Annotated in this window: 24 protein-coding genes; 8 read left to right on the top strand and 16 right to left on the bottom strand. The window is 31.0% G+C overall.

From position 1 onward, the window contains the following. Window positions 1–246 precede the first annotated feature (246 nt). The 7 genes from ACUUYC_RS14170 to ACUUYC_RS14140 all read right to left on the bottom strand — a co-directional run bounded on the left by ACUUYC_RS14170 (window position 247) and on the right by ACUUYC_RS14140 (window position 6,182). Window positions 247–951, bottom strand: a complete 705-nt coding sequence (locus ACUUYC_RS14170) for a tetratricopeptide repeat protein (RefSeq protein ID WP_474266719.1) — start codon at window positions 949–951, stop codon at window positions 247–249. A 141-nt stretch (window positions 952–1,092) separates the two neighbouring features. Next, window positions 1,093–1,974, bottom strand: coding sequence for an energy transducer TonB (locus tag ACUUYC_RS14165; protein WP_474266717.1), 882 nt, complete (start codon window positions 1,972–1,974; stop codon window positions 1,093–1,095). A 154-nt stretch (window positions 1,975–2,128) separates the two neighbouring features. Continuing rightward, window positions 2,129–2,794 (bottom strand): hypothetical protein, encoded by a 666-nt coding sequence (locus ACUUYC_RS14160; RefSeq protein ID WP_474266715.1) that lies wholly within the window; start codon window positions 2,792–2,794, stop codon window positions 2,129–2,131. Window positions 2,795–2,953: 159 nt separating this feature from the next. Continuing rightward, a complete protein-coding gene (locus ACUUYC_RS14155; protein ID WP_474266713.1) occupies window positions 2,954–3,337 on the bottom strand; it encodes a hypothetical protein in 384 nt (127 codons plus the stop codon). 220 nt (window positions 3,338–3,557) lie between these two features. Next, the gene (locus ACUUYC_RS14150; protein WP_474266711.1) at window positions 3,558–4,562 is read right to left on the bottom strand and encodes a hypothetical protein; all 1,005 of its coding nucleotides are present in this window, start codon (window positions 4,560–4,562) and stop codon (window positions 3,558–3,560) included. Between the two features lie 149 nt (window positions 4,563–4,711). Beyond that, on the bottom strand, window positions 4,712–5,506 hold the full coding sequence (locus tag ACUUYC_RS14145) for a hypothetical protein (RefSeq protein ID WP_474266709.1): 795 nt from the start codon (window positions 5,504–5,506) through the stop codon (window positions 4,712–4,714). A 55-nt stretch (window positions 5,507–5,561) separates the two neighbouring features. Further along, window positions 5,562–6,182 (bottom strand): hypothetical protein, encoded by a 621-nt coding sequence (locus ACUUYC_RS14140; RefSeq protein WP_474266707.1) that lies wholly within the window; start codon window positions 6,180–6,182, stop codon window positions 5,562–5,564. Window positions 6,183–6,718: 536 nt separating this feature from the next. Here ACUUYC_RS14140 and ACUUYC_RS14135 point away from each other — a divergent pair. Then, window positions 6,719–6,973 carry a hypothetical protein gene (locus tag ACUUYC_RS14135; RefSeq protein WP_474266705.1) on the top strand — a complete coding sequence of 85 codons (255 nt, stop codon included), beginning with the start codon at window positions 6,719–6,721 and terminating at the stop codon, window positions 6,971–6,973. A 69-nt stretch (window positions 6,974–7,042) separates the two neighbouring features. Here ACUUYC_RS14135 and ACUUYC_RS14130 read toward each other — a convergent pair whose 3' ends face one another. Then, window positions 7,043–7,609, bottom strand: a complete 567-nt coding sequence (locus ACUUYC_RS14130) for a PAS domain-containing protein (RefSeq protein WP_474266703.1) — start codon at window positions 7,607–7,609, stop codon at window positions 7,043–7,045. A 346-nt stretch (window positions 7,610–7,955) separates the two neighbouring features. On the opposite strand from ACUUYC_RS14130, the gene ACUUYC_RS14125 reads away from it, so the two are divergent. Further along, a complete protein-coding gene (locus tag ACUUYC_RS14125) occupies window positions 7,956–8,687 on the top strand; it encodes a class I SAM-dependent methyltransferase (RefSeq protein ID WP_474266701.1) in 732 nt (243 codons plus the stop codon). Continuing rightward, entirely contained in the window at window positions 8,684–9,355 is a 672-nt protein-coding gene (locus tag ACUUYC_RS14120) for a ZIP family metal transporter (RefSeq protein ID WP_474266699.1), read from the top strand. Before ACUUYC_RS14125 ends, ACUUYC_RS14120 begins: the two co-directional genes overlap by 4 nt. Window positions 9,356–9,379: 24 nt before the next feature. Here the strand turns inward: ACUUYC_RS14120 and ACUUYC_RS14115 are convergent, their stop codons facing one another. The 3 genes from ACUUYC_RS14115 to ACUUYC_RS14105 form a co-directional block, all read right to left on the bottom strand. Continuing rightward, window positions 9,380–10,342 carry a metal-dependent hydrolase gene (locus tag ACUUYC_RS14115; RefSeq protein WP_474266697.1) on the bottom strand — a complete coding sequence of 321 codons (963 nt, stop codon included), beginning with the start codon at window positions 10,340–10,342 and terminating at the stop codon, window positions 9,380–9,382. A gap of 70 nt (window positions 10,343–10,412) precedes the next feature. Next, window positions 10,413–10,712, bottom strand: coding sequence for a hypothetical protein (locus tag ACUUYC_RS14110; protein ID WP_474266695.1), 300 nt, complete (start codon window positions 10,710–10,712; stop codon window positions 10,413–10,415). 25 nt (window positions 10,713–10,737) lie between these two features. Beyond that, window positions 10,738–11,151 carry a MerC domain-containing protein gene (locus ACUUYC_RS14105; protein ID WP_474266693.1) on the bottom strand — a complete coding sequence of 138 codons (414 nt, stop codon included), beginning with the start codon at window positions 11,149–11,151 and terminating at the stop codon, window positions 10,738–10,740. Between the two features lie 73 nt (window positions 11,152–11,224). On the opposite strand from ACUUYC_RS14105, the gene ACUUYC_RS14100 reads away from it, so the two are divergent. The 4 genes from ACUUYC_RS14100 to ACUUYC_RS14085 all read left to right on the top strand — a co-directional run bounded on the left by ACUUYC_RS14100 (window position 11,225) and on the right by ACUUYC_RS14085 (window position 13,835). Beyond that, the gene (locus ACUUYC_RS14100; protein WP_474266691.1) at window positions 11,225–11,605 is read left to right on the top strand and encodes a Fur family transcriptional regulator; all 381 of its coding nucleotides are present in this window, start codon (window positions 11,225–11,227) and stop codon (window positions 11,603–11,605) included. Between the two features lie 102 nt (window positions 11,606–11,707). After that, a complete protein-coding gene (locus ACUUYC_RS14095; RefSeq protein ID WP_474266689.1) occupies window positions 11,708–12,136 on the top strand; it encodes a DUF4268 domain-containing protein in 429 nt (142 codons plus the stop codon). A 426-nt stretch (window positions 12,137–12,562) separates the two neighbouring features. After that, complete coding sequence (locus ACUUYC_RS14090; protein WP_474266687.1) at window positions 12,563–12,925, top strand: hypothetical protein; 363 nt, start codon at window positions 12,563–12,565, stop codon at window positions 12,923–12,925. A 166-nt stretch (window positions 12,926–13,091) separates the two neighbouring features. Continuing rightward, on the top strand, window positions 13,092–13,835 hold the full coding sequence (locus tag ACUUYC_RS14085; RefSeq protein ID WP_474266685.1) for a TlpA family protein disulfide reductase: 744 nt from the start codon (window positions 13,092–13,094) through the stop codon (window positions 13,833–13,835). Window positions 13,836–13,855: 20 nt separating this feature from the next. Here the strand turns inward: ACUUYC_RS14085 and ACUUYC_RS14080 are convergent, their stop codons facing one another. After that, on the bottom strand, window positions 13,856–14,437 hold the full coding sequence (locus ACUUYC_RS14080; protein WP_474266683.1) for a hypothetical protein: 582 nt from the start codon (window positions 14,435–14,437) through the stop codon (window positions 13,856–13,858). 4 nt (window positions 14,438–14,441) lie between these two features. Further along, window positions 14,442–14,933 (bottom strand): RNA polymerase sigma factor, encoded by a 492-nt coding sequence (locus ACUUYC_RS14075; protein WP_474266681.1) that lies wholly within the window; start codon window positions 14,931–14,933, stop codon window positions 14,442–14,444. 293 nt (window positions 14,934–15,226) lie between these two features. Between ACUUYC_RS14075 and ACUUYC_RS14070 the strand changes: the two genes are divergently transcribed. Further along, window positions 15,227–17,134 carry a flavin monoamine oxidase family protein gene (locus ACUUYC_RS14070; protein WP_474266679.1) on the top strand — a complete coding sequence of 636 codons (1,908 nt, stop codon included), beginning with the start codon at window positions 15,227–15,229 and terminating at the stop codon, window positions 17,132–17,134. Between the two features lie 70 nt (window positions 17,135–17,204). On the opposite strand, the gene ACUUYC_RS14065 is transcribed toward ACUUYC_RS14070, so the two are convergent. The 3 genes from ACUUYC_RS14065 to ACUUYC_RS14055 form a co-directional block, all read right to left on the bottom strand. After that, window positions 17,205–17,645 (bottom strand): LexA family protein, encoded by a 441-nt coding sequence (locus tag ACUUYC_RS14065; protein ID WP_474266677.1) that lies wholly within the window; start codon window positions 17,643–17,645, stop codon window positions 17,205–17,207. 10 nt (window positions 17,646–17,655) lie between these two features. Next, a complete protein-coding gene (locus ACUUYC_RS14060; protein ID WP_474266675.1) occupies window positions 17,656–18,921 on the bottom strand; it encodes a Y-family DNA polymerase in 1,266 nt (421 codons plus the stop codon). A 134-nt stretch (window positions 18,922–19,055) separates the two neighbouring features. Then, complete coding sequence (locus ACUUYC_RS14055) at window positions 19,056–21,548, bottom strand: zinc-dependent metalloprotease (RefSeq protein WP_474266673.1); 2,493 nt, start codon at window positions 21,546–21,548, stop codon at window positions 19,056–19,058. Window positions 21,549–21,643 lie beyond the last annotated feature (95 nt).

Below are 21,643 nucleotides of genomic sequence, written 5' to 3'. Positions count from 1 at the left end.
GTTTTGAGCTTGTTACCAACGTGTGTATAATGAACATATGTTCATTATACAACCTATGTTTTCTTACAAATCTAAGTGATTTTTAATAAGTTAAAGAGTTTTTCATAAAACAAACTACTGTTTTAAACAGTTTTGTTATTTATATAAACTTTTTAATTGATGAACTAGAATAGATTAAGGGGAAGTTGTAGTTGGTCTTTATGTGTAAAGCACTCGTTACAAACGAGCGCTAGCGTGGGAATCTATTTACAATGTTTTTTTTTGTAAATCAGAAGTTTTAATATTACCCAATTTACTTGCCTGATTCCAATCAGAACAAGCTCCTTTTATATTTCCTGACTTTTGTCTAGAAAGACCTCTATTAAAAAAAGAGTTATGGTCAGTAGGATTAATTTTAATAGCTTTATTAAAGTCTTTTATAGCTCCTTGAAAATCTCCTAATTTATTTTTAGCATATCCTCTATATTTATATATTCGAGCATCATTTGAGTCAAGTTCAATTGCTTTATTATAGTCTAGAATTGCATCTTTTAAATTGCCTAATTGTTTCTTAGCCCATCCTCTATAAAAGTATCCTTCTTTGTCTTGAGGATTAATTTCAATAAATTTATTAAAATCTTGGATTGATGATTCGTGCTGTTTTAAAAACTGTTTTGAACGACCTCTTAAATAGTAAGGTAATGGATTATTTGACTCTAAATTTATTACCTTAGTGAAGTCTTGAATTGATTCCTCATAATTTTTTAATTCAAAATTATTCATACCTCTAAATAAATATGCATTAATAAAACTAGAATCAAGTTTTATAGCTTTACTATAATTTTCTATTGCCTTAATATAGTTTTTTGACTTGCTATAAACTATTCCTTTGTTAATGTATTCAATCGATGATTGACAATGAATTGAAATTGTGAAGTTTAAAATTATTAATAATAGTAATGTTTTTTTCATATGTTCTGTTTAATGCACGCCAACGTGTTTGTGTATGATTTCGTTGCGTCTTTAAGCAACTAAATTAGTAAACTAAAACGAACCAAAGGAAACTCCTTCGGAATTTCCAAGTAGGCTAGAACTAGCAATGAATTATGTCATTTAATCGTGAACTTGGAATATCAAAGGCATTTTATAGGAAACGTTAATTGGTTTTCCATCTTTCATTCCAGGTTTCAAATTTGGTAATAGTCCGATAACTTCAATTGCGTTTTGGTTCATAATATCTGGTCCACCAGTAGCATTGATGTTTACTGGTTTTCCATTAGTATCAATTATAAATTCTATCATTATTTTTACTCTACCAGAAAGTCCAACATCATCAGCAAGACTTGTATTGAATTTTCTCATTACGTGTTGTTGAATAAACTTATTCGTGCATTTTTGCTTTTTATCAATATCCCATTTCGATTTACAATCAGGTGCCAATGGCGGGTTTTCAGCTTGCTTAAATTCAACAATTTTAGTTTTGTCAATTTCTTTAATTACAATTTCTGCTTTTGAGTAATCAACACCTTTTGCTTTTTCTGATTTTGATTCAATAATTTTAGGCTTTGAAGGTTTATCATCACTTAATTTTTCCATTTCTAATCGAATCATTGGAAGTATGAAATATGTTTTGCCCTCTACTTTTTGAACAGTAATATGCATTGAAGAAAATCCATCATTTTTTGTTCCAATTAGTATTTGGTTGTCTTTTATTTCCCAATTTTGATTGTCAAGAACAAACAATTCTTTCATTCTTTCATCAGCTAGTTTTCCAAATTTGATCCTAAAAACTCTGTTTCCTTTGAAATTGAATTTTGAGTTTAAAAAAGCATTTTCAACCATTTTTAAAGCTTCTTTTTGTGGAACTTCATCAGAATTAGGAATATTTACATTAATAGCTTTCCATTCTCCCATTAAATTTTTATCATTCAAGTTTTGAGCTTTCGTTAAAAGGCTAAATATTAATGTTGTAACTAATAGTAATTTATATTTCATAATGTTTTTTTCAAATGTTGGGCAACGTATTCGTGTATGGTTAGTTGCGTTCAAATACGTGATTTATTTTCCGCAGTTACAATATAGTAAAAAGTAAGGAAGAACCATCGTCTTAGCCAGCAACAGCAATTAATTATACACGTGTTGTGGGTAGTTATTCTTTTGTACTTACAACTGTGTCAATAATAGTTTCATAAGCTGCAAAATATGCTCGATTTCCAAATTTAGAAAAAGACCATAGAGCAATTTCTGATTCCGTTTTAAGTTCATTTGGAATTAAGTGAGGGAATGCCTGCCCAATTGCATGGGATTTAATTAGAAAATGAACATCATTTTTTGCTTCGTTATCAGAAGAAAAATTATTGAATAATACTTCTGATATTACTATTTTATCACTTGTGATATCATATCTAGCTTTATAGATTAATTCGCCATCCCAACTTCTAGAAAAAAAGAGATAATCATTATAGGCATAAATATCCCATTTACAATCCATAGAATCTGCTTTAAAAGCAATTCCTTCTAGCTTATCTCCATTATGAGGATATTCTAAGTTAACTGATGTTTTATTAAAATTTGTGGTATCAAAATCAACTAATTCTTTTCCTAAAGAACTTCTTAACTCATTATATTTTTCGGCAATTTTTTTCTCTTTTGTAAATGCCATAGTAGTTGTAGTATAAGAGCTAATATCCAAAACTTTTTTATTAAATGGATTGTCATTCGCTCCAAGTTCCAACCAACGAAATGAATGTTGATTAGAATCTGTTTTTAAAAATTCAGATTCTGGTTTTCTTTTTTTCTTAAACCATTTAAACATAAAGTTCTTTTTAATTACCTACAACGGTCTCGTATAGCCGTCAGTTATGGGTTTTAAGTTACTGTTTTTCGACTAAGCACTGACACTCGCAATTCCGAGTGGATTCGGACGTAGTCGAATCCGCCGTAATTGCGGTTATACATTGTTGTAAACAGTTTTTTATTCAGTTCTGTTTTCAAATTCGGTTAGTTTTTGTCTTATTGATTTTCCCTCTTCATAACTCACACGCAATTTATTCAGTCCAAAAATAGATTTTTCATTTTGCTCAGTTATTTCTAATGCAGATTTCACACCGTTATATATCAATGATTCATTTCCGTTTAACTTTTTTTCAAGTTGAATTTTGTTCCGCACTATTAATAAAATTCTTTTTTCAGTCAGAATTAAAGTATCTAGTTTTTTTCTTGTGAAGAAATATATAGCAGAAATTAACGAAACAGTATTGTTTAAAATCGATTCAAAAAAAGATTGTTCAGATTCCTTTTCTAATAGGATAATTCCAGATTCAGTTTTCAGAATGGTATTAATTTCTTTTTTCGTCATATATGCTCTAAATTGTTTACAACGGTTTGTGTATGAAACTTAGCGTGCAAAAAGACACTAACTTATCGGATTAACACAGAGCCGAATTTTTATATTTTGTTTTTAATTTTTCTCTTTTTAAAAGCCAAATTAAAAATTTGGTGGTCTATGGTAATAAGCAAGAACCTTTCGGTTTAGCCTTTACTAGCTATGTTTTATACACGTTGTTACCAGCTGTTTTTTAATACATTCCACTTGTTAAATGAGTTTTATCAAACCTACATAGAAAATCATTGGCTATTCCATCATTCTCATTTAGTAAGTCTAAAACAGATTTTTTAATTGTTTTTTTAATTTGCGTATAGACAATTTTACTTTCAAGTTTCTCTTTAAAACTGCCACTAAATTCAAAATTTTCACCACGAACAGAGCATACAATTATTAATCCATTTAACATTTTTTTTCTTTTAACTTTAAAGGTTTCTAGGTTGTGTTTCTTAACATATGTCTTACAAGCTGATAAAAGTCCATCAAAAACACCATCAACTAATGAGCCTCCACATCTTGTTTCGGTATTATTAGCAAAACTTAGAATATGTGGTGTTGGATACCAATCTGTTCTATAAGCAAGTCCAACTTGATATTGATTAGAATTTATTGTGTCATCGATTGTTATTTTAAACTTTGGTTTTCCTAAAACTTCTTTGTTTACTTGGTCAAACAAGTAGAATATACCTTCTGGAAAATAATAATAATTTTGTGATAAATATTTATGCCTTTTGTCTATTGTTAATGTTTCTATTTGTTTGTTTAAGACTGAGATTAATAAAGCTTTTTCGGTTAAATTTAAATAATCAATCGTAGTGTTTTGAATAATTTTTTTGTCAAATGAAAAAGAAATTGTTGTTTCACAATCATTTTCTTGACTGATGTTAAACGTTTTGGATATAGCTTTTAAAACTTGAGGCAAATAATAATCTTCAAAATCTTTTGTTTTGTGAGTAAAGTGTTCCAAAAATGAGTTTATATTACTATTTGTAGAAATATTAATTGCAAAGTCGTTATCCCCTAATAGAATTATTTTAAAAAGAATTTTATCAGTTTTAGATAATTCTATACAATCAGTGACTAATCCTAAAAAGAGGCTTATGATATTTCCAAAATACATAAAAGGTCTTTTTTTTACGTGTTCTGAAAAATCAAAAGGTTTTATTGAACTCTTAGAATATTTTTCGCTGTTTTTCATTAATTGCTGGTAACGTGTTTGTGTATGGTTAGTTGCGTAGTTAAGCAACTAAATTAGTAAACTTTTACGAACCCGTGAATATTCCGCAGGAATATTCGCAAGTAGGTAAGAACAAAGCAATTAATTATACACGGTGTTACCAATAGTTTTTATTTAATATGCTTGTAATATATAATTAAACTATCCATAGTAATTGTTTTTAAAGCTAACCCATTTTGGTCAAATATTACTTTACGTGAATAGCTTTGATTTTGATTTTCTCTATCTATCCAGCTTAAAGTTGTTAAAGTTGAATCAAGATTTTTGTTAGAGTAATAATAATCAGTTATTGCATTAGAACTCAATGATGAATCTTCGTTATCACTTGGTTCGTATAATATTTCTTTCGTAGATAATGAGTTCAATTTTGTGTCGTAAACGTATTTTGTAGTGAGCTTTTTACCCTTTCCATAATCGTTATTCTGATACTGATAGGATTCTAGAATTTTTCCATCTTTTTTGAATTTAAAAATAGCTGCTGGTTTTGAAACATCCTGTTTTGAAATTCCAATAGAAGGTTCAGTATAATACTTATAGAGGATTAAGCTATCGTTATCAAATTCATAGCGAAAATTGAAAATAGCTTTAAAATCAGTAAAAAATATTTTTTGCTTTTCAAGGTCTAATGAGTCGTATTCATATTCTTCATTTATGCTATACATAAAAGATTTCCTCCATACGGTTTTAATATTTCCGTTTCCATTATATTCGATAATTTCAATTGTATCGTTCTTTTTATAAAGTGCAGTATCAAATCCCGATATCAAAAGAGTCTTCTTTATATTATTTTTTAATATACTTGCTTGATTGAAATCTAAAAAGTCTAATTCAGACATTTTTAAAGTTTTATCATTACAACTGAACAATAAAAAAGTTAATATTATTAGTAGTAGTGCGCTTTTCATCAAATTATTGGTAACGGTTTTGGCTAAACTGCGTTTTAATGCAGTTTAGGTTTTGTTAGCTTACGTTTTTTACTTTTTCAATATAGTTATGAAAACTTTGAATCATTGAAACTCCAGCCTCAAACATAACAACATACCCAACTCCAATTTCGTAATCAGGTCCAACAAAATTCATACTATTCTGAGCCTCTATTAAATCTGTTGGAATCACTGGGTCAACATGACTCCCTCCTTCTTTATTTGCGTACTTTAATGTTAATTCCCTCCTCGACCATATTTTTTTATTTACACCTGGCGCACCAAGTATCATCCTATTCCACCAATGATTCCGAGACTTGAACAATCTAAATGTGTCAAGAAATTCTTCTTGCGAAATGTTAATTCGTATTCTTGGAACTTGGCAATCTACATACGAAGCAATATTACTTTGGAGACTTTCAGGGATTCCACCCCTGTCAAAAAACATCATTGGTTCCGTGAACTTATTGTCAGGATGATTTTCTATTTGACCAATCAACGAATGGCTTTGACTGGTATCATGTACTAAGGTTCTGATGGTTGATGCTATTCTTTTTACTTCAAATAGTTGTCCCTTATCAAATGCAGATAACGAGTTATTAAGAAAATGCAAGTTTTCATTACCTAATTCAATTAAATTTTCAAGTGTTCTTGTCATTTTTCAATGTAAGCTAACGTGTGTATAATGAACATATGTTCATTATACAACCTATGTTTTCTTACAAATTTAAGTGATTTTTAATAGGCTTAAGAGTTATACATAAAAGAAACTATTATTTTAAACAGTTTTATTATTTATATAAGCTTTTTATCAGATAAGAATATTGATCTGACATAGTTCAAAAAAAGCGCAATACACCAAGTTTTGACTACCAAAAAAAAGATATATTCACACTAGGTCTAAATATTATTTTACCTTTTTCAATTGTAGCCGCCGTAACTTCTACTGCGGTATCTTTCCCTGTTGCAAATACATTCCTTTTATTTTTCACTAATATCTGATAGTTTTTTCAATATTTCTAAATATTCTGTGTAAGCGTAGCAATTATTGTATAAGCGTTGTGTTTTATAGCAAAATGAAATATTTCTCTACACAAATAATAGAACTATAAAGTTAATAAGGGTGATTTTCCTCCTGTGTATCTTTCTCTTCTACAGTACTTTTACTAGCTATTAACCATTAAAGAAAAAGTTATGCCACAGTATGCACAAGGAACTACAACATGGACGAAGTTAAAATCGTATCAAGCGGTATGGGACCCAAAAATTGATTTAGGAAAGTTTTATTTTACCACATTTCAAGGTGATAGAGAAGAAACACCTTATATGACTGCCGATAATTTTGCAAGAGTTATTGATATTCTACGAAATGAAACACCTGTATACGGGAATTCTGAAACTGGTTCTGTAACCACGCAAACAGAAGCAGTAGGAGAAGAAGAAAGCTAAACGTTTTCGATAGATATATAAAAATAAGAGGTTGTCTAAAAACTTTTTAGACAACCTATTTGTGTTGTGCTATACAACTTGTTTTTCTAATGCGATAAAATGAGTTGTTTCCTCACCGTATAGTGGTATGATGCTAACTTCACATTTATAAGCTGTATTGTCTTTTTTGTAATTAATGATAATTTCTTTGAAAGGTTTGTTTTGCATAATTTTTTCTCGAATCCTGCTTTTGGCTTCCTCAGAAGTTTGTTCGCCTTGTAAAAATTTTGGTGTTTTGTTTACTGCAAACTTTTGTGAATAGCCTGTCATTTCCGAAAAACCTTCATTAACCCATATGATATTTTGGTGAATGTCCGTAATGATTAAAGCTTCATAGTCATGCTCGGAAAATACCAAGTTGAGATCGTTTTGCCAATTGTGCTTTTTAGCTAGAGTTGCTACTTGTTTTATTTCTGTTTTCTTTTTGGCATCTTCTAACATTTCATGAAAACTTTCCATATAAATGTCCCAACTCATTAATGGCATAGGCTTGTAACTAAGAGACTCGGTATTTGTTGCTTTTCTATTGTCTTCTTCGCTGGTTATATTGGACATGTATATGTCTAAACCTGCCATATTATTGAGGTTGTTTTTCATAGTAATTCTTTAATAATGTAAACAATAGTTCTTTTTCATTGCTAAAATAATAAGAATCATAGTTGAAATCAAATCAATGTGATAAAGTTTATGATCTTATGAACGCAGTATATATTGAATGTTTTTGAAATTATTTTTTAACTGTCACGACTACTAAAGCGCAAAATGTATTAATTTTGCAATCTGTTAAATGTATTGTTTAATAGAAACTGGGTTAAGGATAGCAGCATTTGTTTGAGCTCTTTTTTAGATTTGGATTCCTGCCTTCGCAGGAATGACAAAATAAAAAAAGCGAGTGCGGATAGCCTGACCTCCATAAAAATGGAGGAAACCCCAAAATAAGAATATGCAGAAAGAAGAGACAACTTGGTACGCATCGTGGTTTGACACACCTTATTATCATATATTATATAAGGATAGAGGTTATGATGAAGCGGAAGCCTTTATGAAACATTTGGTTGAGTTTTTGAACATGCCCGAAGACGGAACTATTTTGGACTTGGCCTGCGGAAAAGGAAGACATTCTGTCTTTTTGAATAAAATGGGCTATGATGTTACTGGTGTAGATTTGTCTGCTAATAGTATTGAATTTGCTTCACAGTTTGCCAATGATAGCTTGCGCTTTGAAGTGCATGATATGTGTAAACCGTATCCGAAACAGTTTGATGCCGTATTTAATTTATTTACAAGTTTTGGGTATTTTGAAAGTGAAGACGATAACTTGCGCACTATAAAGTCTATTAAAACAGAACTAAATGAACAAGGTTTTGGTGTGATTGATTTTTTGAATGCTGATTTTGTGATTGATAACTTGGTAGAAAACGAAGTGAAAGAAGTAGATGGAATTATTTTTCGCCTACATCGCTATGTAGAAGACGGTTTTATTTATAAAGATATCCGTTTTGAAGCTGACGGACGCGAGCATCATTATACCGAAAAAGTAAAAGGTTTGCGCCTTGAAGATTTTGAATCGTATTTTAAAGCAGCTGCTATTGATTTATTAGCTATTTTTGGCGATTATAGTTTAGGAAAGTTTAATAGAAAAACTTCCAACAGACTTATTATGATTTTTAAATGATACAGTATTTACTTCCTATTTTTGCCGTTGTATTTGGTTTTTTGTTTGTGACTGTTTTTCAGCTTCGCGATAAGAAACGCATGAAATTATTGCTCGCATTTAGTGGAGCTTTTTTACTAGCCATCACCATTTTTAATTTACTACCAACCGTTTTTTTAGATTATAAAAGCAGTTATGGTATTTTTATAATGGTTGGGATTTTATTGCAGATTTTCCTAGAATTCTTTTCAAAAGGTGCCGAACATGGACATGTACACTTACATAAAAATAGTACTGCGTTTCCGTGGTTATTATTTTTAAGTCTGAGTATTCATGCAGTGTTAGAAGGTTTCCCTATGCATCATCATGAACATTTGATCTATGGAATTGTAGTACATAAAATCCCCGTAGCTATTATTTTGACAACATTTTTTTATAAGTCAAAATTATCAAAGGTTTCTATTATATCATTTTTAGTTTTGTTTGCATTGATGACGCCTTTGGGTAGTTTTTTATCTGAGCACGTTACATTTTTAGAAGCTTATCAAAATCAAATTTCAGCATTAGTTATTGGAATCTTTTTACATATTTCTACCACAATATTGTTTGAAAGTTCGGAAGGACATAAGTTCAATTTAACAAAACTGTTGGTGATTATTGTAGCAACTACCATTGCCTTCTTTATATAATACGCGGACTTCCTTATTTTATTACTATTGCTTCTTTACGCTTCCTGAAGAAAATGTAGAAGTTCCATTTTGGTTTACAATTTTGAAATACCCAACAGTTGGCACTTTTTGATTTCCTTCTTTTGCAATACCTCGCATATCCACTTGAAGATTATATACCCTAATGGTGTCATGATGTTTTGTTACCGTATAAAATCCTTTTGCAAACCAACGCATTTTATCTGCAACATGTTGATCTATTTCCTGTAAGTAGTGATCATTTATAGGAAAAGCTGTGATGGTTTTGTCTGTATTAGAAAAGGTACTGTGTTTGCACATATATATACTATCCTTCGTTTTTGCTACACCATACCAATTGATATTAGCAACTCCAACAGGCATGGTTAACAAAGATGTATAGCTGATGTTATTTTTTGTAAAACCTCTTTCAATATTAGTTGCTACTATTTCTTTATGTAGTAAGGTAAAGAGTAAGTATATAGAACTGATCCATAAACCATAATTATTAAATTTTGATCTGTTTTTATGCGAACGATATAGCCAAACACTTGCTATTAATCCTATAATCATAGGAAGTGTATACACAGGATCGACCACATTAATACTATCAAAACCTACTCTGCGGTCACTAAACGGCAATAGTAATTGTGTGCCGTATGCTGTGAAAGTATCCAATAATATATGTGTAAAAAGACATAACCATACGAAAAGGAAACATCTTTTAAAGGAAATTTGAGAAAACCATTTTATTTTACTGAGTACAAATGCTAGCAGTAATGCGCCAATAATACTAAATACAATGGAATGACTGTAACCTCTATGAATACTTAGCATTTTAAATTTGTCATAAAATAAATGTAGTATCACATCAAGATCAGGAACCGTAGCAATAATAGCTCCTGCAATTGCTGCTTTGCTTCCTATCTTTTTTCCAAGTGTAGCCTCACCTATAGCGGCACCTAATACAGCTTGTGTAATACTATCCATTTACTTTTTTTTACGTTATGAAAAAGAAAATATACGTATGCTCCTATCCTTTTTGTATAAATGTACACATCTATTTTTTAATGACAGCCTTGAAGTTTTGAAGATCTTCTAATTCGCCTCCTATGACATAGGAATAGGTTTTATTTTCATCAAAACTCAACGCTTCTTCAATGTATACAAAATACGATTCTAGCTGTTTTTCTACTTCTTTCTTTGGAAGTTTTTCTTTTTCAAATGTAATTGCAATTGCAGTTCGGTACGTAGAAAACCCATCAACATCATTTAAGTCATTATAAATTCCGTCTTCAATCAATTGATAGTTAGACGTATTTCGAAATTTCTCAAATGGTATGATATTGAAACTTTTCATTTTTGGTAGTTCGTAATTTAGTATGCTACGATTTTTCAATATGCATTGCGCAGCATTGATCTTTTTGACATTGACAGTATTTTCTATTGTATAGATGAAGAACTACCAAACCAATACCAGGTAGGTAAATAGTATACTCTGGAATAGAAAACCAGCCTACTTTTTCATTCATAATAATTATGCACAAACACAGCCATGTGATCCAAAGTAAAGATTTCATCCATTGTTTACTAGTTGACTTACTAGACCAATAAATGGCAATAAACGATATGATGAGAAAAACAAAATCTAACATTTTCCACCAAACCGGGACGGATACACCATGACTAATTGTGTGTGTTTGTACAATAAATAGAAACGGCGTAAATACACAGTGTAGCAAACAAAAACTACTTATGAACGCTCCTATAAAATCTGAATTATTTTTATTAAAAACCATATATTAATGCAACTGAGTTGCAAAAGTAGTTATTTTTTTTGTTAATGCAACTAACTAGCCTTAATTTTGTATTATGGGAGTTATTAGAAAAACGAAATCTGTTCAAACATTACTTGATATTTTTGAGAGAAATGAAGATGCCATTTCTGTTGTGCAATTAATTGATCTTTTACAACAAAAGATGAATAAAACTACCATTTATAGAATTCTTGAACGCATGGAGAGCGATGGCATTGTACATTCATTTATGGATAAAGATGGACTTAAATGGTATGCAACATGTCATAGTTGTTCTTCAACACAACATTCTGACATTCATCCGCATTTTCAATGTCAGGATTGCGGAAAAGTAGATTGCTTATCTGTTGAAATGAAAATACCTTCGATACCTAATAGAAAGATAAATTTTTCTCAAATATTACTTATAGGAACCTGTGAAAATTGTGTTTCATAGTTATTCTAATTTAGAATTAAATACGTTACTTTAATAATAGTTTCCTTAGTACACTTCTATTTAACTCAGTGAGTGTACGGAATTAAAAAATTCATTTTTTTCATGTTTAGCAAAGCAGAATCGCAGAAATTACGAAAAGATTTTTGGACTTCGTTTGGAAAGTCATTTCCACGAAAGTGGATTTTATACAATACAAAAATTAAAGATTTTTCATTTAAGTTTTATTTCGATAAGAGAAAAGCAATGGTTACGCTTGATATTGAAGATCAGAATATTGAGAATCGCATTAAGTATTGGGATAAAATGATTTCGCTAAAGAGTATTTTGAAAGATGAATTTTTACCAGAGGCTGTTTTTAATGCAGATTATGTGTTAGACAACGGAAAGGAAATTTCCAGAATTTATCTTGAAAAACACCAAGTTTCTATTCATAATAAGAATACTTGGCAAGAAACAATGCTTTTCCTCAATGAAACAATGAAACAGTTTGAAGCGTTTTATTATGAATACGAGGATTTTATTAAAGCGTGATTTAGACTTAACTCAATCAATTTTATTTTTAACTTCGATTAATTAACCTTAGTTTGACTACATTCAGTGTGAACGTTTATGGTGTTTCAAATTATTAGTCCAGTTAGAAGTACTTTATTCTTAGATTCTGAGATAGCTTAAATTATTTTAAGAAATCTTCTATATTCCTATTCATCTAATACTGTAATTGGATTACTTCATTACCCAAAATCAATATCTTATTACATTTTCATGATTTATACTTTTAAAAAGTATCAAATTCGTGTTGTAATCACATAAAGATTTGATTAAGTAGCTACTAGATTTATTTGATTACCAATTTTAAATTTTCAAAAAAGATTTAAAATAACACTATCAAAAAGTTTGATAGTATACCACGGAGATCAATCATTCGTGATATAAATTAACAATTTAAAAATAAATATTATGAGTAATAATTTAAATTTAGAGCGAGACATAGTTTTAACAAAAACTGTAGGTAATCTTGATGATGTACACGGAGGTACACTAAAATGTAGAACAGCTGACTTTTTTGCAGTCAGTGCCAACGTCGTTGTGCAACTTGCTGTGTCAAACCCAAGTAATACAAACAGTGTAAAATTTAATTTCTTTAACAACAACTCCAATAGTAGTGCATTTAGTGGAGAATTAGGTCCAGGAGGAAGTGCTTCTAAAACGATTCCTTTTAGTGAAGAATTGAATATCTATAGAGTACAGAATCAATCTCAATGCGGAAGAACAGGAACTACTCCATATTTAAACTGGACAGCTATATCTGATCAAACCTAAGTAGATAGCTATCAAAAGTAAAACTTCTTAATCCTACTAATTTTTTTAGTAGGATTTTTTCAATAAAAATATGAAGAAGTTTGACTACATTCAGTGTGAACGTTATAATGTTTTGGATTATTTAACGTACATTGAAGTATTGTCTGTGAATCTCCTAATTACTGCTATGTTAAAGAAAATTGCTACACTTACTATTTTTATCTTCTGTATAAACATTATACAAGCACAAGAGTTTTTTAGAACGGAAGAAGGAAAGAAAACCTACACCAAAACACAACTAGATAAACGCGTTCAAGGCTTAAATACTGCTACTAATTCAAAAAATAGTACGATGACTTTCATGGTTAGTTATACGATTGTCAATACTATTAAAAAAAAGGATTCTATTATTCATATAATTAAATATGAATTTGATTCTAAACCTAGTAAGAATGAACGCTTATATCAACTAGAAAATAAGCCATTTCCTGATTTTAAATTACGGAATTTAGAAGGTAAAAAAGTAACTGAACAGGATTTTAAAGGCAAGATAACCTTCATTAATCTTTGGTTTGTGAATTGCGTTCCTTGCAGACGCGAAATGCCACTTTTAAATATACTACATAAAAAATATAAAGACAGCGTTGACTTTAGATCGATAACATTTGATTCCAAAGAAAGTGTACAACAATTTTTGAAAACAAACGACTACACTTTTGATCATTTGGTTAGTGCAAAGTCTTTTTTAAAGAAAGATTTAGGTGTAAAAGCGTATCCAAAGATTATGATTGTAGATGAACATGGTGTTATCAACTATATTGGTGCCGGAATTCCTCCTACTTTTGATAAAGAAACAAAAAAAATAAAAGACTTTACTGAAAATGATCTTGCTTATTTGGAGGCGATTCTTGATGAATTACTTAAAAAGTAAAAAGGCATTAGTAAGTGTTACTAATTAGTATTTTCTAAATCTTTAATCAAGCTTACTGTTTCCTTTTTATTAGCATCCATATTTCTTTTGTTTATGATATACGCAACTACAAAAAGAATGATTGTTGCAAGGTGAAAGTAGCTTCTATTTTCATCATTAATTTCAAAATTGAAAATTGTTCCTTTTTCATATAATCCAAGCAAAGCCATATTTAATGCTAGTATAATGATAGACATATATAATAGTAGATGTTTTGTTTTGAAACGCATTTTTTTAGTCAGTTTTTTTATATAATCATGATTGTTAAAGCTTGATTCATTGGTTATCTTTCCATAATTAGTTTGATACAGCGGAACTAATTTTATAGCAATACCAATAACTAATAATATATACGATACTAAATAAAACGTATTCCCTAATAATTCAGATAGGAATAACACCGAAGCTACCATAATTACAAGTAAAGCAGTAATTAGTTTTATCCGTTGGAATTTTGCCTTTTTTTCGATTTGATTTAATCGTGCTATTAATTCATTTGTATTCATTGCATTAGATTTTTGCTCTTTCCACATATTTTTCCATTTTATAATTTGTTCTTCCATCCTATTATATTTTCTTAGCTAGTGCTTTTTTTATTCTATTAATCCGTACGCCAACATTAGAAACACTAATTCCAGTGATATCAGCAATCTCTTTATAACTAATATCTTCTAATACTAAACTCATGATAATTCGGTCAATTTCCTTTAAAGAAGAAATGGCTTTGTATAGTTTTTTAATTTGTTCTTGCCCAAAAGGTGAAGATGCTTCCGTACTTTCAGTTTTTAAGTTTTCAGGAATTAGGTTGGTATGCTTCTTTTTTAGTTTATTAATTTTACTTCTTGATAATAGCGCTGTATTTGTAGTAATTCTATACACCCAAGTATTGATAGAACTTTCACCTCTAAAACTATCTAAACTGTTCCAAATTTTGATTAATACTTCTTGAAATAAATCGTCCGCATCAGTAGTATTTCCCATAAAACCCAAACAGAGACGATAGATTTTATCTTTTAAATCCTCATAAACTTCTCTAAAATATTCTTCTTTAGCATTCATACACAACCAAACCCATTTTTAGTATATGCAATACATTTTATTTTCAATTTCATATCCGTAATTATTGTTGATTTATTCTTTAGAGTCTTAATTGAATTATTTATTACACTTTTTACACATATTTTTTATTTCAGCATATTTTCTAACATATATAAAATCCTAAAGGAACTTTCTACATTTCTTTAGGCAACTTATTAAGTTAATACTATTCCTACAGATTCTTGTTTTTTTTAATTAACTTCATTGCATACAAATGCAATACCATATTATTTAACTACCAAAAAACTAAAATCATGGATGAGAACAAAGCTACTTCAACATTGACTTTTTTACGAAAGACAGATCAAAACGGCGGTGAGCTTGAGATGTTAACCACAAGTCTAGATAAAAAACAAATTCTAAAACGACAACGAGGACAATCTCTTATTTCCAAAAATATTGGTGAAGGAGAAGAAGTTATTGTTATTGGTGCTGGCGTAGCAGGATTGTCTGTCGCATATGAATTGCTAAAAAATACAAAGTATAAAGTAACGGTTTTAGAAGCACTAAACAGAATTGGCGGACGAAGCCTTACCGTACGACCTGGTGATAGCTTTACAGAGAATCCAGAAAATAAACCAAATACAACCTATACACAAACTTGTAATTTTACAGTTGAAGACATGTATAACTTACCGTATTTGAATTGTGGTCCTGGGCGAATTCCGTCTGCACACCGTGATGTATTGAATTATTGTAAAACACTTGGCGTGAAGTTAGAAATTTATGTAATGCAAAGCCGATCGAATGTAGTGTATGATGGCAAAGCTTTTTTGGATGCAGAAGAAAATCCTGAAACTATTGTAAATCGCAGATTGGCAAATGATCCAAGAGGATATTTTTCACAATTTTTATATGCATTGCCTGAGTTATTAGAAATAATTAAAGATAGTAAAGATGCTACAAAATACGAGAAGTTTTTAAGTTTTATAAAACCTTTGGAAGATGCATTAGAAGATAAAGAAGGTAACATAAGTGAAGTAAAAGCAGCAACTTTTAAAGATTGGTTGAAAAAGTTTGGCGATTTAAGCGAAAGCGGAATATTTGAAAAAACATCACGTTCTGGATATACCGAATTACCAGGAAAAACAATGCTAGGTGAAGAAGAAAATATTATTCCAAAACTTGATTTTACAAAAATGCTAGATTCTGAATTTTGGAAATTAAGCTTCTATCAACCAGATGATTTCTTATGGCAACAAACTTCGTTTCAGCCTGTTGGCGGAATGGATATGATTGTAAAAGCGTTGGCAGTTGAAGTACAAAAACTCGGCGGCACTATTATGTTGAGTGCGCCTGTAACCGAAATTGCTAGAAAAGATACTCAATATGTTGTGAGTTATAAAAGTGGAGATTCTGTTGATTCTAAAACAGTACATAAATGTTTTAGCAATATGCCAATTCCATTATTACAAGATAAAATCGCAAAAGGTTTATTTAAAAACCCTGATTTTGAAAAAGCTTTAAATATAGTTTTTGATCATAAAGAGTTTTTACGTCCGACAGTAAAAGTAGGTTGGCAAAGTAAGCGAAAGTATTGGCAAGATCCTGAAGATAAAAATACGGTTCCAATTTTTGGAGGTATTTCTTGGACTAAGAATCCAATGGTACAAATGTGGTATCCTTCTAATGATTATCATCAAAATTTAGGAATACTTACAGGCGCGTATAATTTTTCAGATAATGCAACAATTTGGGGAGATGAAGATCCAGCATGGCGATTGGAAGAAGCAAAGAATGGTGCAGAACAATTACATGGCGAAGCGTTTGCTGATCAACTAGATCATGGACTAACCATAGCTTGGCAAAATATTAAAACACAACGAGGTGGTTGGGTCGACTGGACAAAAATTGACGATCAAACTAAAGACCCAACTTTAAATTACCATGATATTCTCCGCATACGAAAGCGTACTATTCTAAAGAAGGCAAAACATGCGCATGCACCACATGAATCTGCAGAATGGGTTTTTAATACCTTACAAGAAGGCGATGATGGTTTTTATATTGTAGGTGATCAGTTGTCATCATTGCCAGGTTGGCAAGAAGGTGCTATTGCATCTGCCTTAGTGGCTTTCGGGTTGTGTACACAAGTAGAAGGGTTTCAAGCACCAAAATTGCGTCAAGTACCATTTACGGCGCAGTTGGTTGAAGGAAGATAATATGTACTTTATATAATTTTAAAAAATCACTTTTGAAGAATTTCAGAAGTGATTTTTTAGTTTGCCAAACTTATACTTTTTTAATTACATACGTTACAATTCCCCAAATAAGTAATTGTTTGTCTTTTGTTACTTTTATTGGCTTGTAATTATCGTTTTCTGGCATGAGATAAACACATTCTTTGGTCATTTTTAAACGCTTTACTGTAAATTCTCCATCTACATAACAAACAGCAATTTTTCCGTTTGTTGGCGTGATACTTTTATCGATGACTAATAAGTCATTATTGTCCAATCCTGCACCAATCATAGATTCGCCACTTACACGCGCGTAATATGTTGTATTTACATCATTGATGAGTTCTTCATCTAAACTGATGCGTTTGTTTTTAAAATCATCTGCTGGTGAAGGAAATCCTGCAGAAATTCCTTCTGAAACAAATTCAAGCTTTGTGGTTCCTTGTATTGACTTGTAAAACGTCAGTAGTTCGTTTTGTTGGTTCCTTTTCATTTCTTTTCAATTAGATTGTATTGCAGTTTAATGTAATGATATCACTAAATTTTGTGGTGTACTCAGGTGATAAGTGTGCTTGTCGCATTTTCCAAGTTCGTTGTAAATCTTGATTTGCCATTTTTATTTTTCGTTCACCATATTTTTCATTTAATGTATCCATTGCTGTCATGAGTTGCTTGTGTTTTGGATCTTCATTTTTGAATAAATCGAGTTGTAAAGCATTTGTTTTCACCAATCCCATTAAAATAACGCCAGCTCTTTTGTATTTGATTCCAGGTTTATAGATAGTATCTAATGCTTTTTGTGCAAATTGATTGATTGTTAGTGTAGAATTCGTTGCGTATGGCAATGTGAGTATTCTATTGGCTCTATGTTGCGATTCGCTGCGTTTATTACGATCGCTTTTTAAATACACCATGACTACATTGCATGAAGAAGCTTGCATTCGTAACTTTTCTGCACAACGTGATGCGAATGTAGCAATCCGCTCTTTCATGTTTTCTTTGTCTGAAAATGTAAATTCAAAACTTCGTGTCGTTGCAATTACTTTTTTGTTTTGTACTTCGTCCTCAAGTAAGATAGTTGGTTCTCCTTCTAAATCTTTTTTTAGGCGTAAGCCAACGATAGACATGTTTCGTTTTACCCAATCGTCTTTGAGTTTTGTAAATTCATATGCTGTTTGTACACCTTTATTTTGTAAGCGTTTTGCATTTCCAAATCCAATTCCCCAAATATCTTTTATAGGAAGCCACTTGAGTAGTTTGATACGTTTTTCTTCTGTATCAATTACATAATAACCATCTGTTTTCTTTGGAAATTTTTTAACAATATTATTTGCTGCTTTTGAGAGTGCTTTAGTTGGTGCAATTCCGACACTTACAGGAATTCCTGTACATTGATAGATATGATCTTTTATAGTACAACCTATTTTTTGATAGTCATTAGATTCAGGCAATTTCAAAAAAGCTTCGTCAATACTATATACTTCTACATCGGGAGAAAAACTTTCGAGTAACTTCATTACGCGTTCACTCATATCTCCGTATAATGAATAGTTAGAAGATTTGATTTGAATATTTTTTTGTGCGATAATTTCTTTATACTTGAAAAGCGGTGCGCCCATAGGAATTCCTAACGCTTTTGCTTCTCTACTTCGAGAGATTACACAACCGTCGTTGTTGGATAGTATTGCCAGTGGCTTTCCTATCAACTCAGGATCAAAAGCTCTTTCGCAAGACGCGAAAAAACTGTTACAGTCAATTATTGCATACATATATTAAGGGGAAAATGTATGTAAAATTAAACGCATTTGGAGGTTTGCAGAAAGATTCCAAAAGTTATTCCTGTCTTTGCAGTATAAAAAAAGCAGCTCGAAAGCTGCTTTTTATAATTTATGTGAGAAATGTATTATTTTGGATCTAAAATCACATCAATACGTTCTACAACATCTCTTAAATGTATTTTACTCATTTGATCACCTGTGCGTCCAGCTGCAGCTCTAGCACTTCTTTTTAGTGTATTTAATTCTGCTCTTACAACAGCACGTAAATCTGATTGACTTGTATTTAGTGCAGTAGATTTCACATAATCACTACCTCTAAATTGACGTTGATTTTTAGCAGTCATTAAATATGCTAATCTGTCAATGTGCGCTCTTTGTAAGTTACGACGATATGCGTCAATTTTTCTACCTGAGCTTAATTCTGTCCAAACTCCATTACGTAAGTCGCGCATCATTTCTAAAATAGAATATGAATCACTTCCGTTTAATGTTTCGTTTTCCATTACACGTGCAAGTCTACCTAAACTTAAGATTCTGTTTAATGTACGAACTTGAGTTCCTCTAATTCTTTCAGTAGTTCCAGAATACTGTGTTTTACTGAAAATTTCTTTATCTAATAACCATTCTTGTGTTTGAAATAAGTTATCGTTGATAAATTTTAAAGCTCTTTTTTGATCTGCTTTAGGTACATGTGTGTAAACAGCTCCTTCTTGGTCGTATGTTTTGTTGTGTTCGTAAACTCCACCAATATTTGAAGAAACATGTCCCATATAACGATTATACTGTCCAAGAACTTGTCCGTACATTGTATCTAAATCATCATATGTTTTACCATCTTTAGCTGTCCATTTGATTAGGTTTGGAACAATTCTTTTTAAGTTTCTGATTCCATAATCACTAGCTTTCATAGCGTCACTTCCTAAATCCTCTGTTTGAGAACTTGGATCTACTACGTCTCCAGCTTGCTGATGTCCAAATCTGTACATTGGATCTCCAGCTTTGTCAAGAATCCACTTATCTAATGTTTTCTTCTCATCATTTGCTGTTTTAGCATCCAAAATTGGACGATATCCCCAACTAATTGAATACTTATCATATGGTCCGATGTTTGGCATTAAAGCAACGCCTTCATCTCCTGGTTGTGCAACATAATTAAAACGAGCATAATCCATAATAGATGGTGCCGTTCCATATTTTTTTGTAAACTCAGCACTTCTTAAATTTTCAACTGTATATGCAACACTACTTCCCATGTTATGCGGTAAACCTAATGTATGACCTACTTCGTGAGCAGATACAAAACGAATTAAACGCCCCATAACTTCATTCTTAAACTCTAGCGTTTGTGCATCTGGATTGATTGCTGCTGTTTGAATAAAAAACCAGTTTCTTAATAAACTCATTACATTATGATACCAGTTGATATCACTTTCTAAAATTTCTCCACTTCTTGGATCACTTACGTGAGGTCCGTTTGCATTTGGAATAGGTGAAGCTAAATAACGTACTACTGAATAACGTACATCTTCTGGACTCCAATCTGGATCTTCTTCCACAGATGGAGGATCTTTAGCTATAATTGCATTTTTGAAACCAGCTGCTTCAAAAGCAACTTGCCAATCTTCAATTCCTTGTTTAATGTAAGGCTTCCACTCTTCAGGTGTTGCTCTATCTACATAATAGATAATTTGTTTCTTAGGTTCAACAAGTTCGCCTCTTTTAAATTTATCAAGATCTTCATCTTTAACTTCTAGTCTCCAACGATCTAAAAATGTAACTCGCTTACTTTTTTGTGCTTGTAATCCATAATCTACTTGACCACGAGCAAACCAACCAACACGCTCATCAAAATGACGTCTCTTCATTGGTTCTTTAGGTAGTAAAATCATAGAGTTACTCATCTCAACAGAAATAGACCCTACACTTCCATTAGATGGTGGAGCGCCTGCATTATATGTTTTTACATGTCTTGTTTCAATATTTAAAGGATAACTCTTAAGCTTATCAATATAAGATCTAGAAGCATCTAATCTTGAGATTTTATATTGTCTTCTTCTGAATGAAGGAATTCCTAAAGCTTTAACATCTTTAGAAAATAAAGGTGTAACTTCAATTACTGTATTTAAAGAATCTTTACTAAATGCCTTAATTGGGAAAGAATATAGAATAGGTTCAAAGTTAGAATTTACAACTGCTTCATGAACAGGTAAAGAATCAGCAGCCACTACATTGTGTGAAACCACTCTTAACAAAACTTGTTTTCTATTCTTTTCCCAGCGAAGTACTTGTGTATTTTGCTTTCCTCCTCCAAAACCAAGTCCTGAAGCTGTTTTGGCTATTCTTGTCACCATTAACATCTCTCTATTAAAAAGAGAATCTGGGATTTCATAGTAGAACTTATCATCTAATTCATGAACAGTAAACAAACCTGTATCACTTTTAGCATCTTTGGTAATAACTTTATTGTAAGGCTGTATTGCGCCTTTTTTTGGTTTTTTCTTTGGTTTAGCTGATGCTACTGCTCCTTTCTTACTTGCAGAAGCTTTCTTAGCAGTAGAACAGGAAGTAACAGAAATAAGCAAAATTCCCAATAGAAATAATGGTATTTTTCTTAACATAGTTATGAATAAATTGGTTTGAGGCCGTAAATTACTAATAACATTACATTAATACTCAATATAGAAGAGACTTTAAGATTTCTTTAACTAGGGTT

The organism is Kordia sp. E, assembly GCF_056033805.1.
Note: the sequence above shows the minus strand (reverse complement) of the source record. Positions and strands in the feature narration are given on the sequence as shown.